Below are 15,006 nucleotides of genomic sequence, written 5' to 3'. Positions count from 1 at the left end.
CGGCTGGTATGACGCGAGGGTCTGGTTAGTCTGGGTGGCCCACGACGATGCGGTTCGCCTCGTAGCCGCGCGGCCCGCCGACCCAACGGCCACCGCAGGTGACCAGCACGATTCGGTGCGGGCCGCGCTGCCCGAAAAGGTCCGGGGCCCGGCGCGGCAGATCGCTCTTCGCCACGGTGCGCACCTCGGTGATCCGGTACCGCCGGTGGCGCCCTTGTGCGTCGGTGACCTCAATCCGGCCACCGCGCCCGGCCTGCCACAGCTCGGCGAAGGGTCCCGGTTCGCCCCGCCAGGTCACGTGCCCGGCGATCACGGCGGCCCCGGTCCCGGCGGTCAGCTCTGATCCCCACCAGGCCGCCTCTGCGACCCCATCGGGTACGGGTAGTGTTCCGTCCCCACCGACGTCACGGCGGACCAGCCTCGCCGTGCCGCCCAGCGGCAGCCGGACGGATCCCGGCTCCAGCCTGGCCAGCCGGAATGGGCCGGTCGCGGCCGTCGCGGCCGTCGGCCCGGGACCGGCGGACGCGGTGGGCGTCACGGACCCGGTGGGACCCGTCAGCGCGTCGGTGGGCCGCGACGTCGACTGGTTCGTCGCTGTCTGGACTCCCCCCGGGTCCGGCAGTCCGGCGGAACGCGGCGATTCCGACCCGGGCACAGAGACCGCTAGGACGGCGGCTGTGGCCAAACTGGCCACAGCCGCCATCAGCAGCCCAGCCCGTCGGGCGATGGACCGGGTGCCCATCAGTGGAATCGACGCGGTCGGTCCGCCGTCTCGCGGTGGCCGCGGGTGCGTCGCAGCCCTAGCAGGGCGAGCACGGACGCCAGAGTCGCTGTCGCTGCGAGGGCACCGGCGGGGTCCGCTGCGGTGTGTCCGGCCGGGCTGGCGGCGGGAGCAGCTTCGGTTGGCCGGTCGCCGGCCGGAATCTGCGTGGGCACCTTCGGCGTGGGCCAGGGTGGGCAGCCCTCAGGGAGTTTGAGCTGGAGCAGCTTGGCGACCCGCAGCCGCCCTTCTGGAGACGCCCAGCGAAGCTTGACATCAAGGAGGTCGGCGGTGGCCTGGTCGAAGTCGACGTCACGTTGCCGGGTCTTCGTCATCGCGCTGAGGAAGGCGTCCAGATCCGGGTTACCGGGGGTGGCGGGGCCCAGGTTGGCGGGGAAGATTGATCGGAAGTTGGCCAGCGGCTTGCCGCCGGGGAACACGTTGCCCCGATTCGCCGTCAAACTTTGCCGGCCCTTCGCGTCCCGTGTGTTCACCAACGCCAACAGCAGCGTGTTCGTCCGGCGGGTCAGCTCGGTGCCACTGGCCACCAGCTTCGGCCGCTCCAGCAGCACCTGCCCGTAGTAGCCGGCGTGCAGGGCGGCCGCGATGTACTCCTCCATCGGACTGACTGCGGGATCCTGGTGCAGCGTCTCGTGCGCCAGAATTACCCCGAGCAGGCTGAAGTCCTCGTACCGGTACCGCTCGTTGAACAGAATCCGCGGCCCCGGGGGCCGGACTTGCGCGATGGCGCCCGGGTCCAACTCCGATGAGGAGACGAAGACGACCTGGGTGTAGACCCCGGACCGGATCGTCCTGACGCTGACCTCCGATGGTCCACCCACCAGGGAGGCCAGCGCGGCCCGCAGGTTCGGATCCGGAATGACCTTCTTGATCTTCGGGTCGGCGAAGACCGCCAAACCACGCGCCACCACGCCCGGATGTTGAGCCGCCCGCGGCCGCAACGCCTTCGCCAACTGCACGCGCAACTGCGCCTCGGTGATCCGCCGCGGCGGCGCCGGCACCATCGGCGACGCCTCCGCGTAGGTCTCCGGCGTGAACAGGTTCACGTTCGTCGGTGGAAACGGGGGTTGGGCCAATACCCGCTCGGCAGGACACTTCTTCCCACCGCCACCCAGCTGCCCCTCCTCGGCCGCCGCAGGGGCAGGCGCGCCCGCCACCGCCACCAGGGCGGCCCCGACAGCGATCAACATGGTTCCAGCTCGCATGCTCGAGTCACTCCCCTACACCTGCACAAATCGGTGCCGGACCGGATCAGGCGACCGGCGAGCCGCCGGCTCGGAACCGAGCAGCACGGACGGAAGCAGTCAAACAGCGCACTCGGCCACTAGGCTTCTGAAACACCTCGAACTACCCCGATAAGGTGAGTAACGCGCATGATTGTGGCTGTTGTGCAGCCGGGGCAAGGCACAGGGTGACGGCTTCGGACCACCCGCGCGGGCGGGCCTCACTGCCAGCGTCGTGGGAGTCATAGGGATCATCGGCTGGTCGACGGGCGGTCTGGCTGCCTCTCGAGGGACCACGCCGATCTCCTCAGGCCCGCCGACCCGCCCGATGTTCACCGGCCGCAGCGCGCCTGGCGAGTCGCCCGCCCATGTCGCTGCACAGGGTCGTAGTCGATCATAGCCACTCGTCGATGGCGGCGAGATCGATGGTGGCTTCGCAGCGGATGGCGAGTCGAAGCGGTGGCGACGGTGGGGTTGCGCTTGAGGCGGTTGCCGCAGGTTTACGGCGGGCCAGTAGCTCCATCGGCTACTGACCGACCGCCGTTGAGCCCCCCATCAAACTGGCTGCCTGATAAGGATTGCCGACCGGCCACCAACAGGGGATGTTGAGGCGCCCCGCCCGGGCGGGATGGCCGCGCACCACGACCATTCCCTATGGAGTATTCCCGACTTGCTGCCGGTCGCCATAAACGAGGGCCGGAGGGGCATCTCCCCCGCAGCAGCTCACCCGTCGGGCCTGCGATGTTCTCGGCGGGCCTGCACGCGTTGGCCTTTGCCTAGCAGCCGCAGGTCGGGCGTCACCGCGCACCTCACGGCATTCGCTTCACCCACGGCCACGTTGGTGTGAGTGGCTGTGAGTGGGGCAGGCGTTCGCCAGAGCACACAAGCGGCGGTTTGAGGGTGCGGAACCATCCCCCCCTTTGCGGAGGGTTCGGGTTCCGCCTGCCGCCGGGGGCCGGGGATTGGGCCGCCCGCGTACGGGACGCCCCGGGTGCCGCGCAGTTCGGTGCGCTGACACCTCATCGAACACCCCGCTACCCGACAAGGGAGGACTGGCTCCTCCCGGGGAAGGTCCCGGTTCGTGGCGCTGTCCGTGCCCGCGCCCCCGGCGACGGTCTGCCCTTCTGACCACCCACTAGCGCCCCGCCGCGCCGTTGCACGGCAGCCGGGGCCGGAGGTGAACCATGTCCCGCATCCCGGCACGTCTTCGTGCCCTCACCTACTCCCGCACCGCCCGCCGCGCCGTCACGGTGACCGCGGTGGTGGCCCTGGTCCTGTCCGCGCCGGCCGTCGCGCACGCCGATCCCGGCGGGCCGGTGATCCTTGCGGCGAACTCCCTGCCGGTCGTCATCAACAACCTGCGGACCTGGCTGATCGGCATCCTCGCCGCCGTCGCGACCCTGTTCCTCGTTCTGGCCGGCGTCTACTGGGCGACCGCCGGCGGTGACCCGACGCAGGTTGAGCGGGCCAAGGGCGCGTTGAAGAACGCTCTGGTCGGCTACGGCCTGGCCGTTCTGGCCCCGGTGCTGTTGCAGGTCGTCCGCGGCATCATCGGGGGCTGATCATGGGTTGGCTGCTCGACCAGATCCTGCACTGGCTGGCGGCGGCGATCCTGGCGACCCTGGACGCGCTGTTCGGGGCGATCAGCAGCGCGCTGCTGATCACCCCGAACGTCACCGGCCTGCCGCAGGTGCGGGCGCTGACCGGCCGTTCGGTGCTCGTCGTGGACACCGTCTTCATCCTGGCCTTCGTCGCCGCCGGCGTGCTCACCATGACCGCCGGCGGCAGCGAGACCACCCGCTACACCCTCAAGGACCTGCTTCCTCGGCTGATCGTCGGGTTCGTCGCCGCGCACTTCTCGCAGCTGTGGTGCGGCATGCTCATCGACCTGGCCAACGCACTGACCGGCGCGCTCACCACGCCCGCGGGCGACACCGATGGCGCGCTGCGGACGATCAGGACCCACATCATCGCCGGGCAGGACAAAACCGCGGCGCTGCTGTTCGTGGTCTGCGTGGCGATCATCGCCGTCCTCCTCGCGGCCACCGCGTTCAGCGTGATCGTCCGTTTCGCCGTCGTGCTCGTCCTGACCGCTTTCGCGCCCGTCGCCCTGGCGTGTCACGCGTTGCCGCACACCGACCCGGTCGCCCGCCTGTGGTGGAAGTCCTACACCGGAGTGCTCGCGGTGCCGGTGGTGCAGGGCTTCACCCTGTACGCCGGGCAGTGGATGCTCACCGACCCGCAGCATCTGCTGCCCGTGCTCGGCCTGCCGGTCGAACCCGGCGGGGTACTCAACCTGTTCGTCGTCATGGTCATGCTCTGGACCACGCTGCGGGTGCCGACCCTGATGAGCCGGTACGTGGCCACCGGCACCAGCGGCCGCGGGGTGAGCATGCTCGGCACCGCGGTGCGGGTGATCGTCGTGCAGCAGCTCACCCGTTCGATTCCCGGCCTCGGCCGGGCGGTGAAGGCGGTGCGCCGATGACCGGCCACGACGACCGTGGCGAGGCGAGGCGAGCGTCGATGCCCGCCGACGTCGACGCCCCCGACACGGTTCTCTACGGGCTGACGTTCCGCCAGTTGGCGATCCTCGCCGTCGCCGCCCTCGTCTTCTACGGCGCCTGGCGCGCCCTGCACCAGATCGTTCCGCTGCCGGTGCTCGTCGGCGCCGCCGTGCTGGTCGGCGGCCTCGTGTTCGGTGTCGCCGTGGGCCGCCGCGACGGCCTGCCCCTCGACGCGTGGTTGCTCGCCGCCGTCCAGCACGCACGGGCACCCCGGGCGCTGTCGACGACCGACACCACCTCGAAGACCCCCGACTGGGTGCAATCCCCGACGTCGAGGGTGACGCTGCCCGCGCCGCTGAAACTGCCCGCCGACGCCATCGACGGCAGTGGCGAGATCCGCCTCGGCGCGGCGCGGGCGGCGATGGTCGCCGTCACCACAGTCAACCTCGCCCTGCGCACCGGCGATGAGCAGGCCGCCCTGGTCGACACGTTCGGCCGCTGGCTCAACAGCCTGTCCACCGCGACGCAGATCGTCGTGTCCGCGCAGCCGGTGGACCTGCACTCCGCCGCCCGCGGCCTCGCCCAGGCCGCCGCGCAGCTGCCGCACCCGGCCCTCGCGGGCGCGGCAGCCGATCACGCCCGGTTCCTCGACGACGTCGCGGCCCGCCGGGATCCCCTGCGGCGGCAGGTCCTCATCGTCACCCGCACCAGCACCGGTGAGCGAGGCGAACACACCGCCCGACGGCGCGCCGATGGCACCGTCCGCGCCTTGTCCGGTCTCGGCGTCACCACCCGCGCTCTGGACGCGGCGGCCGTCACCGCCGCGCTCGCCGCCGCCGCCGACCCCTACCGGCCGCCCCGGCCCGGCGGCCTCGCGCCCCCCGACACCGTCATCACCGCATCCGCACCCCACCGGCCTCATCGACCGGGAAGGAGCCGACAGGCATGAAGCTGCATCACCGAGCCCAACCCGCCGACCGTGGCTGTCAGCCGGACCGGCTGGCCGCCACCGTCGCCCCCGCCTCCGTGGAAGTCACGCCCCGGTTCCTGCGGGTCGGTGACGGCTACGCCGCCACCCTCGTGGTGACCGGCTACCCGGCCGAGGTCGGCCCCGCCTGGCTCGAACCCCTCCTGTCCTGGCCGGGCCGCCTCGACCTCGCCCTGCACATCGACCCCCTTGCCGCACCCGTCGCCGCGGCCCGGCTACGCGACCAGCGTGCCCGCTTCGAATCGAGCCGACGCGCCGACGCCGACCGGGGCAAGCTGCCCGACCCGACCGTCGAAGCGGCCGCCGACGACGCCGCCGACCTCGCGGCCCGGCTCGCCCGCGGCGCGGCGAAACTGTTCCGCGTCGGGCTCTACCTGACCGTGCACGCCCGCACCGAAGACGAACTGCTCGAGGCGTGCACGCAGGTGAAAGCCGCCGCCGCGTCGACGTTGATCGAGGTGCAGCCCGCCACCTGGCGGCACCTCGCCGGCTGGACCACCACCCTGCCCCTGGCCACCGACAGCCTGCAGATGCGGCGCACCATGGACACCCAAGCGCTCGCCGCCGCGTTCCCCCTCGCCTCCGCCGACCTGCCCGCCCCGCTGCCCGGTGACCCGCCCACCGAGGGCGGGGTGCTCTACGGGATCAACCCGGACTCGCAGGGCATCGTGTGGTGGGACCGCTGGGCCCAGGAGAACCACAACTGCGTCGTGCTCGCCCGCTCCGGCGCCGGCAAGTCCTACTTCGTGAAGCTGGAGATCCTGCGCCACCTCTACCAGCGGGTGCAGGTCGCCGTCATCGACCCCGAAGACGAATACGGGCGCCTGGCCGACGCGGTCGGCGGCACCGTGGTGCGGCTCGGCGCGGCAGGGGTCAAGGTGAACCCCCTCGATGTGCCGGCAAGTGACACCCGGCCAGACGTGCTGACCCGCCGGGGTCTGTTCCTGCACACGCTGATCAGCGTGCTGCTCGGGCAGCAGCCGCCACCGGCGGAACGCGCGGCCCTGGACCGGGCGATCCTGGCCGTCTACCGGGCCGCGGGCATCACCCCGGACCCGGCCACCCACCACCGGCCCGCCCCACTGCTGCGCGACCTCGCCTCCACGCTGCACGCCGACGACGACCCGGCCGCACGACAGCTCGCCGCCCGCCTCGCGCCGTGGGTGCACGGGTCGTTCTCGCACCTGTTCGACGGGCCCACCACCACCCACCCCGACGGGCACCTGGTCGTGTGGTCGCTGCGGCACCTGCCCGAGGAGTTGCGCACCGTCGGCACTCTCCTGGCGCTGGACGCGATCTGGCGGCAGGTCGACGCCCCCGGCCACACGGCCGCGCGGCGGCTGGTGGTCGTCGACGAGGCGTGGCTGCTCATGCGCGACGGCGAGGGCGCCCGGTTCCTGTTCAAGATGAGCAAGGCCGCCCGCAAACGCCACGCCGGCCTGACCGTGATCACCCAGGACGTCGCCGACGTCCTCGGCACCGACCTCGGCCAGGCCGTCGTCGCCAACGCCGCCACCCAAATCCTGCTCAAGCAGGCCCCGCAGGCCATCGACGCCCTCGGCGACGCCTTCGGCCTCACCGCCGGCGAACGACGCCTCCTCCTCGCCGCCCGCGTCGGCACCGGCCTGATGATCTCCGGAACCAACCGGACCAGCTTCGAGGCCATCGCCTCGGAAGCGGAGCACCAGCTATGCACCACACGCTTCGAGCTGGAGGAATTTGATCGGTGATTCCAGCTGAACTCTGCGGTGCTCTGCCACTCGGGTGGACTTAACCAGCGCCTGGTGAACTGCTGACGACTGATGCGGCCCGCGACCTCAGGCACCGTTCGCCGCCGCGCGACTCGCGACGTGCGCCCGGAAACCCCTGACCGAGTGGTCACTGTCCGTTCCTCGGCTTCTGGCGCTATTTCCTGGCGGGCCGATACGAGCGGATGTTGTGGCTCGGCTGCTTGCGGCAGGCGTTCCCGAAGCTGTGCGGGAGCGGTAGGTCCAGCGGGCGGGGGTCGGCGGCGCGGCGCGGGCCGGCCACGGTTACCCGTGTACGGGCGGTGAGCGGCACGGCCAGTGGACACGGCCAGGCGGGGACAGCCAGGCGGTGTCCGTCGGTCCGAAGGTCGGCACCGCTCATTCTCGCCCCACCAGCCGGGAGGGCCTGGGAGCCTCGGGACGCGGCGTACGCCGCGCCCCGATTTCACTCCCGCGCACGCCCCGTGTTCACAGGTGGCGGCGACGCCACTCGGACTGTTCCTGCTCGGCGGCGATCTGCTCCTGCAGCGCGACCTGCCTCACCTGGCGGCGAAGCGGGTCACGGCTGCTCAGCCTGGCCAGCACCAGCGCGACGCAAGCCGCGGCGAGCACCGCCAGGCCGGCGACCGCAGGCAACCGGCCGGCTGGCAGCAGCACGACGGCCAGCGCCACCGCCGTCACGGTCTGCGCCAGCCGCACCCGGTGTGTGGCCCGCGCCCACAGGGCCAGCAGGCCCACGATGTAGATGATCGCGCCGGCGAACAGCACCCGGTTGTCCAGGCCGACCGCCCGCACCCGCCACGGATCGGTGTGCGGGTCGGCGATCACCGCGAGGTAGCGTTTCAGGCCGAGGGCGAACAGGATGATCCCGGCGATCAACGGCAGATGCAGGTAAGCGTAGACGTCACGGGCGATGGCTGCCCGTGCGTCCGGGTCGCGGGTGCGGTGCAGCGCCTGCTCGAGGGCGGGCGACAGGCTGTCGAAGTACATCCACCACAGCGCCGCGATGGTGGTGACCCCCAGCATCGATGCCACGATCACCGCCCAACTGAGCGGGAGGCCGGCGCCCGGCTTGGGTCCCATCCCCAGCGAGATGATCGACTCGCCGAGCGCGATGAGCAGGATAAGCGCGTACCGTTCCGTCCAGTGGCCGGCAGAGACGACCGTCAGGCCGACGCTGCGGGGCCTGCCTCCGGCGGTGAACTCGATGGCCACGGCGGCCGCCCACAGCGCCACCTGCCACCACGTCGGCCCGACGTCGGGCGGGTGGGGGAGCGCCCCGGCAACCACGATGAGCGTCACGCTGGCCAGCAGCGGCAGGCCGAACCGCGCCGCCGCGCGGCGCGGGGTATCGCTGCGGATCAGCAGCACCCCCACCTGGACCGCCCGGATGACCAGGTAGCAGGCGGCGAAGACGAACGGGCCGGGCGGCCCGCCGGGACGGTGCGTGAACGCCTCCGGCAGGGTCAGGTTGAGCACGAACAGGGCGAGCACCGTTATCGCGCCGATCAGCGGCAGCACCCCCTGGTCGGTGCGGACCACATTGCCGAGGGCGGCGAACGAGACCCAGCACCACCACAGCAGGGCCAGCACCACCAGCCCCGCGAGCAGCGTACGCACGCTCAGGTGCGCCGACAGCAGAGAGGTGACGTTGAGGAACGCGAGCACGAACACCAGGTCGTAGAACAACTCCAGGCGGGTGACGCGGGACCCCGGCGCGGCAGGCAGGATCCGGCCCCGCCAGCGGCCGGTGCTCATGTCGCCGAGTCTCTCAGCCCCGAAGCGGCAGCGCGGCGGAAAGCCGCAGAACCCGGGACCGCGAGCACCCCGGTTCGAGAACAGCGGAAGGGGATTGGCGCGAAGTGGTCTGCGCCGTAGTCCTTCGGAGGTCAGGCGATGAGGGACAGTGCGCAGGCTCTGGTTACAGTCGGGGTGCTGATACACCACTCCAGCAGCAACCCCATCGAGTAGCCCGGACCAGCGGTCTTCGCGCCCCGAACACGGCTGCCCTTGCCGAACGGCACGTGCGCACTGCCGTGCCCACCCATCCCGGCGCCAATCCGCAGGTTCGACATGCGTGTTTCGTTCATCCTCAACCCGATTCGCCGCCACAATTCCGCCGCCGGGTAGCCCTGCGGCGGGCAGGAACTTGTGCGCCGCCGGCAACCACTGACGCCACTGCGAGAACAACAATTCGACGTCGTCCTCGCCCAGCGGCGGCGCCGCCGCGTAGTCGGCGTTCACCGGCCGGTTGAACTCGTCGATGACCTGCTCGACGGCATAGCCGGTCAGCTCATGGATATCGCCCTGATGCCGGGCGATAGGGAAGTTGAAGAACGTCCAGCGCTCCACGCCTTCTTCTGCACCGTCGGCGCCGCATCGCCCTCACGGCGTTGGACGGCGAGGAACCGGTCCGAATCAGCGGAGGTTCGCAGCCTACACCGAAGGGCGCAGGAAGCGGACGGCCTCGAACAACGCCGACCGACCACGCTGACGGTGCTGTCACAGATCCCCGCGCCCACGCACGTCAGCAAGAACTGATCCACAAACTCCTGCTCGTAGTCCACCTCGTCCTCAGCCGACCCGACGCGGCGAACCCAACGAAGGCACGACAACCAGCCTCACACCTCATCGACGATCGATAGAGCGGCAGGAAGTCATGAATATAGACGAATCAGAATTCCCGGCCAACGGTCAACTGCCCCTACCGCCGACGAGCAACGCGAGATCGACGTGCCGGCCACCGAATACAAACCCCAGCAAGAGCAGCCACCGCAATCAACTTTTGGCAGTTCCGGCGACCCGCCCTAGCGACCTCGAAGACCGCGACGGGGAGGAGGACTTGTGACCGCGACCGCCGTCTGCCTGGTGACCATCGCGGCGTCCCCTCCCCCGCCGGGCCCCGATCCGACCGACCCGGGCGGCGTCGCCGTGCCGGCCGGCGCCATCCGGTGGGTGCTCGACGCGGCCGACTGGATGCGGCAGCGGCCCTGGCTGCTCGCCGCCGCCGCCACCTGCCTCGTCGCCTACGTCGCCGGGCATAACCTCCTGCACTGGTGGCGGCACCGCCGGCACGCCGATGGCGCCCGCCTGGTGACGATCGCCCCGCCACCCGAGGTCGACCCGCACAGCGCGTCCGCGTTCTGGGCCAACCTCGCCGGCACCCTCACCCCATCCCGGCGACGACGTCTGCTCTACGGCAGCCCGCACGTCGTGTGGCAGTACACCTGGACCGGGCGGCGGCTGCTCATCAGCGTGTGGGTGCCCGGCACCATCCCACCCGCAGCGGTCGAAGCCGCCGTCCGCGCCGCCTGGCCCGGCGCGGCCTGCACCACCGACGACACCCCCGCCCCGCCCATGCCCCTGCAGGTTCCGGCGGTGGTGGGCGGGCACCTGCTGCCCACCGCCGCCGAATGGCTGCCCCTGCGCACCGACCACGACAACGACCCGCTGCGAGCGCTGATATCCGCCGGATCAGGGCTGCGCGCCGACGAGTACGCCTGCGTGCAGGTCCTCGCCCGCCCCGCCACACCGCGGCGCGCCCAGCGGGCACGCCGCGCCGCCACACGGCTTCGTGACGGCAAGACCGCCACACCGGCGATCAACCCGGCCGCGCCGCTGCTGTGGCTCATCGAGATCTTCCAGACGCCATCCTCCGCGCGGGCGCGATCGACGTCGACGGCTACCGGTTCCCGACGCGATCCGGGGGTGGAACGCGACGTGCGGGCCATCCTCGACAAGACCTCCCACCCGCTGTGGGAGACCGCCGTACGGTACGCGGTCGGCAAGGACAGCCGCCGCACCGCCAGCGACCAGCGGCCCCGGCTGCGGGGCATCGCCGACACCATCGCCTCCTCGTTCGCCGTCTACTCCGGCCGCAACCGCCTCACCCACCGCTGCCGCCTGCCCGCCCCCGCCGCGGTCCTCGCCCAACGGCACCTCGGCCGCGGTTTCCTCACCTCCACGCTTGAGGTGGCCGCGCTCGCCGCCCTACCCCGCGACCTGGCCGTGGCGGGCCTGGACCGGGCGCGGGCGAAGCCGATGCCGACGCCGGTCGCCGTGCCGACCGGCGGGCGCGGCACGAAGATCCTCGGCGACGCGCAGGTCGGCGGCCACGGCGTCGCCCTGTCCGTCCCTGACGCCCGCTACCACCTACACGTGGTCGGGTCCACCGGCTCGGGGAAGACGACGCTGCTGGTCAACCTCGCCGTCGACGACATCACCGCCGGCCGCGGCACCGTGGTCATCGACCCCCACGGTGATCTGGTCCTGGACATCCTCGACCGGCTCCCCGCCACCGTGGCCGACAGGGTGGTGCTGTTCGACCCGGACCAACCCAACCCGCCGACGATCAACCCCCTCGCCGGTGACGATCCCGACCTCGTCGTGGACAACCTCGTGTCGATCTTCGGGAACATCTTCGCCAAAGCCTGGGGACCCCGCATGGACGACGTGATGCGCGTCGCCTGCCTTACGCTGCTGCGCCACGCCAACGTCACCCTGCAGCACATCCCACCCCTGCTCAACAGCGCCCAGTTCCGGTCGGCGATGACCGTCGACCTCGACGACCCGGCCGGCCTGTCCGGCTTCTGGCAGTGGTACGACGAACTCAACCCCGCCCTGCGCTCCCAGGTCATCGGACCCGTCCTCGCCCGCCTGCGCGCCTTCCTGTTGCGCGACTTCGTCAAACGCACCATGCGCTACCCGAAATCCAGTTTCGACATGGGCAAGGTCCTCGACGGCGGGGCGCTGCTCGTCCGGATACCCAAAGGCCAGCTGGGGGAGGACACCAGCAAACTGCTGGGCTCGCTGGTCCTGGCGCAGGTGTGGCAGGCCGCCACGGCCCGCGCCCGCCTCGCCCCCGACAGGCGTCGCGACGCCACGTTGATCATCGACGAGGCGCAGAACTTCCTCACCCTGGCCAACAGCCTGGACACGATGCTCGCCGAGGCCCGCAAGTACCGGCTGTCCCTCGTGCTGGCCCACCAGGACCTCGCGCAGTTCCCGAAAGACCTCCTCGCCGCCGCGTCGGCGAACGCCCGCAACAAGGTCTACTTCTCCTGCGCGCCCGAGGACGCCCGCGTCCTGGCCCGCCACACCCTGCCCGAACTCGACGAGCACGACCTGACCCACCTCGACGCCTACACCACCGCGACCCGCCTCGTCGTCAACGGCCAACAGACACCGGCGTTCACCATGCGAACCCGCCCACCGAAACCGGTCGTCGGGGAGGCCACCGCGATCCGGCAGGCAGCCGCCACCGCCATCGCACCCCAGGACACCAGCAGCATCGACGCCCTCGTCGAACGTCTCTCCCGCCCCCACAACCACCGGCACACCGACCCGACACGCACCCGCGAGGCAAAACGCAGCAGCCAGTCCCGCTCCGCCTGATCTCTCGCCGGCGCCGCTACCTGCGGTGGCGTAGCCCGAATCGGGCGCTGTCCTGAGCCTTCCGTCACGTCTTCCGCTGCGCCTTCACCACGTCTTCAGCAGCTCTCACCACCGGCCGAACCGCTGCCACCGGCAGATGCGGCTGTCAGCGCAGCACACCGCCCGTGACCAACCTCGGTCACGGGCGGTGACAGTTCCCGACTCCCTCCCACAGGAGGGAGCTCCCCTCGTCTATCTGCTGAGGAGACCACCATGTCCCGCGCCTCATCGAATCCTGCGCCCCATCCGTCTCGCCGTTCCCCCAGCAAGGCCGAGCGGCTGGCCTACCTGCGGCGGCTGACCCTGCGCGACCGGCAACTGCTGGCCTGGCTCGCCGAGCACTACGTGCTGTCCACCGCCCAGATCGCCGCCGCGCTGTTCCCGTCACCACGCTCCGCACGGCTGCGCCTGGCCGCCCTGCACCGCATCGACGCCGTACACCGCTTCGTCGACATCACCACCGGCACCGGCCACCACCTGCACACCCTCGGCCCGCTCGGCATGCTCGTACACCCCACCACCTACACCGACCCCGAACGCCCCGACGCCCGCCCGCCGCGTAGCAGCATCGAACGCACCGAACGCATCATCGGCAGCCCCCGCCTGCGGCACCTGCTCGGCGCCAACCAACTCTTCATCGACCTGCACGCCCACACCCGCACCGACCCCAGCACCGCGCTTGTCCGCTGGTGGTCCGAGCAGCACGCCACCGCCGCCTACGCCCTCGCCGGCATCCGCCCCGACGGCCACGGCATCTGGACCGCCGCCGGCCACACCGTCGGCTTCTTCCTCGAACACGACAACGGCACCGAACCCCTGCGCACCGTGCTGCGCAAGCTGCGCGCCTACGAACGCCTCGCCGAGTTCGGCCCCCGCTACCCCGTCCTGCTCCGCGTGCCGAACCACCGCCGCGAAGCCCACCTCCTCGACGCCCTCACCGGCATCCCCACCGCCATGCCCGTGGCCACCGGCCTGCACCACGAACACCCCGCCGGCCCCGCCTGGACCCTCACCACCGACCCGGGTCCGCGCCGATGGCTGCACGAACTACCCAACGACCACGGCCCCCACCACGCCACCAACCCCCACCGCTACATCGAGCCCCACGACCGGTGACAACCGCCCCCAACGACTACCAGCCATTGTCGATACTCGCGGTTTGGCGGTTTGGGAACTGACACCTCGAGCGGGCGTCGGTCGGGGTCCAGGTCCGCCGATGGCGCGGAAGCGACAGACGGCCTCAAGGGGCACCTCAAGGCCGTTTGACCGCTGACTTGATCTGCAAGCTACTCGGCTGCAAGTTCCTTGATGATGTCGGCGACCTCCTTTGGCATGCGGAACCAGTGGTCACCCTCGCTGTAGCCGCTCTTCTCGTATGGCGGGTACCCGTTGCACCGACGCTCGGCCGCGCCGAGCATGCCTGACGCTTGGCGAGGGGTCAGGCCGACCGCCTCACACAGGACCGTCCAGGAAACCCACCGGTCGGGTTCGTCGGCGAGGCGTTCGAGGAAGGGCCGCCAGTAGTCGCTGACGCCGCCGAGGTAGTTCTTTCGAACGGTGGCCCTGCCGAAGCCCCGCAAGGCGCGTTGAGAGACCGGAGCGTCCTTATCCTCAACCTTTGGAACTTCCTCCACGCCTTGGGGGCTATGAAGGGTCGCCACGTACGCATAGAGATCGGAGACTCGATCTGCCGGCACGGAGATGCTGAGCTGGACTAGTTCTGTCACGTGTGCTCCCGGGAGAGATGGCTTGCCGCAGTCGCCACAGTACTCCCCTTGCTTCCCTCTAAGCAATCCATAAGGTACCCCAATGGAATCAAGGGCTTGCGGCTCGAGGCACCTCTTGTGCCGCCACTGACGCCAGTCACCGCGTGGAGCCACAGGGGCGCCGCAGCCACTCGCCTGGATCCGACGTTGCAAACGGCAGGACCGCCACGACTGGCTACACCCCGATCGACTGCGCCCGCACTCACACCGCAAGCGATCCCTGCCTCACCACGCCACCACTGAACGTGACTGTCACATCGCGAGATTGTCTGTGAGTGGGGTGGCCTCTCACAGCGCAGACTCCGCGTCCGCCGATAGCAACCCGTTGGTCTCTCACAGCGCAGGTCAGCGGGCTTGTCCCGCGCCGTCGCAGTCGCGCGGTCCTGTGAGCGGCAGCCGCTATCTTCCACGGCAACACCACCCACATTTCACACACACCGGTTCGGTCCCACCTCAGGGATCCTCGCCGCACCCAGCGGTACGCGACGCCCACCCGCTCCGGCCGGTCGGCTCGCGCCCCGCGCGGCGACCCGAGGTGACACCAACCATCCGCACCGCCTCGT

Annotated in this window: 10 protein-coding genes; 6 read left to right on the top strand and 4 right to left on the bottom strand. The window is 70.9% G+C overall.

Features of this window, described 5'->3' with window-relative positions; all coding sequences use genetic code 11:
- Positions 1–25: 25 nt before the first annotated feature.
- A complete protein-coding gene (locus AC1WTP_RS19840) occupies positions 26–703 on the bottom strand; it encodes a class F sortase (protein WP_481650770.1) in 678 nt (225 codons plus the stop codon).
- 38 nt (positions 704–741) lie between these two features.
- Positions 742–1,971, bottom strand: a complete 1,230-nt coding sequence (locus tag AC1WTP_RS19835) for a hypothetical protein (RefSeq protein WP_481650741.1) — start codon at positions 1,969–1,971, stop codon at positions 742–744.
- Between the two features lie 1,217 nt (positions 1,972–3,188).
- Here AC1WTP_RS19835 and AC1WTP_RS19830 point away from each other — a divergent pair.
- Genes AC1WTP_RS19830 through AC1WTP_RS19815 form a run of 4 tightly spaced genes read left to right on the top strand, consistent with a single transcriptional unit; the run spans position 3,189 to position 7,226 of the window.
- Positions 3,189–3,566 carry a pilin gene (locus AC1WTP_RS19830; RefSeq protein ID WP_481650740.1) on the top strand — a complete coding sequence of 126 codons (378 nt, stop codon included), beginning with the start codon at positions 3,189–3,191 and terminating at the stop codon, positions 3,564–3,566.
- A 2-nt stretch (positions 3,567–3,568) separates the two neighbouring features.
- Positions 3,569–4,489, top strand: coding sequence for a TrbL/VirB6 family protein (locus tag AC1WTP_RS19825; protein WP_481650739.1), 921 nt, complete (start codon positions 3,569–3,571; stop codon positions 4,487–4,489).
- Positions 4,486–5,457: a PrgI family protein gene (locus tag AC1WTP_RS19820; protein ID WP_481650738.1), complete on the top strand. Its 972-nt coding sequence runs from the start codon at positions 4,486–4,488 to the stop codon at positions 5,455–5,457. Before AC1WTP_RS19825 ends, AC1WTP_RS19820 begins: the two co-directional genes overlap by 4 nt.
- Positions 5,454–7,226: a VirB4 family type IV secretion system protein gene (locus AC1WTP_RS19815; RefSeq protein WP_481650737.1), complete on the top strand. Its 1,773-nt coding sequence runs from the start codon at positions 5,454–5,456 to the stop codon at positions 7,224–7,226. Before AC1WTP_RS19820 ends, AC1WTP_RS19815 begins: the two co-directional genes overlap by 4 nt.
- A 486-nt stretch (positions 7,227–7,712) precedes the next feature.
- On the opposite strand, the gene AC1WTP_RS19810 is transcribed toward AC1WTP_RS19815, so the two are convergent.
- Complete coding sequence (locus AC1WTP_RS19810; RefSeq protein ID WP_481650736.1) at positions 7,713–9,596, bottom strand: low temperature requirement protein A; 1,884 nt, start codon at positions 9,594–9,596, stop codon at positions 7,713–7,715.
- Between the two features lie 513 nt (positions 9,597–10,109).
- Between AC1WTP_RS19810 and AC1WTP_RS19805 the strand changes: the two genes are divergently transcribed.
- Together AC1WTP_RS19805 and AC1WTP_RS19800 are read left to right on the top strand one after the other, a co-directional pair.
- A complete protein-coding gene (locus AC1WTP_RS19805) occupies positions 10,110–12,638 on the top strand; it encodes a type IV secretory system conjugative DNA transfer family protein (protein ID WP_481650769.1) in 2,529 nt (842 codons plus the stop codon).
- Positions 12,639–12,890: 252 nt separating this feature from the next.
- The gene (locus AC1WTP_RS19800; RefSeq protein WP_481650735.1) at positions 12,891–13,793 is read left to right on the top strand and encodes a replication-relaxation family protein; all 903 of its coding nucleotides are present in this window, start codon (positions 12,891–12,893) and stop codon (positions 13,791–13,793) included.
- A gap of 170 nt (positions 13,794–13,963) precedes the next feature.
- Here the strand turns inward: AC1WTP_RS19800 and AC1WTP_RS19795 are convergent, their stop codons facing one another.
- Complete coding sequence (locus AC1WTP_RS19795; RefSeq protein WP_481650734.1) at positions 13,964–14,404, bottom strand: hypothetical protein; 441 nt, start codon at positions 14,402–14,404, stop codon at positions 13,964–13,966.
- Between the last annotated feature and the right edge of the window lie 602 nt (positions 14,405–15,006).

The sequence above is a fragment of the Micromonospora sp. R311 genome (assembly GCF_056780015.1).
The sequence above is the reverse complement of the archived record's forward strand: the minus strand, read 5'-3'. Positions and strand labels throughout refer to the sequence as shown.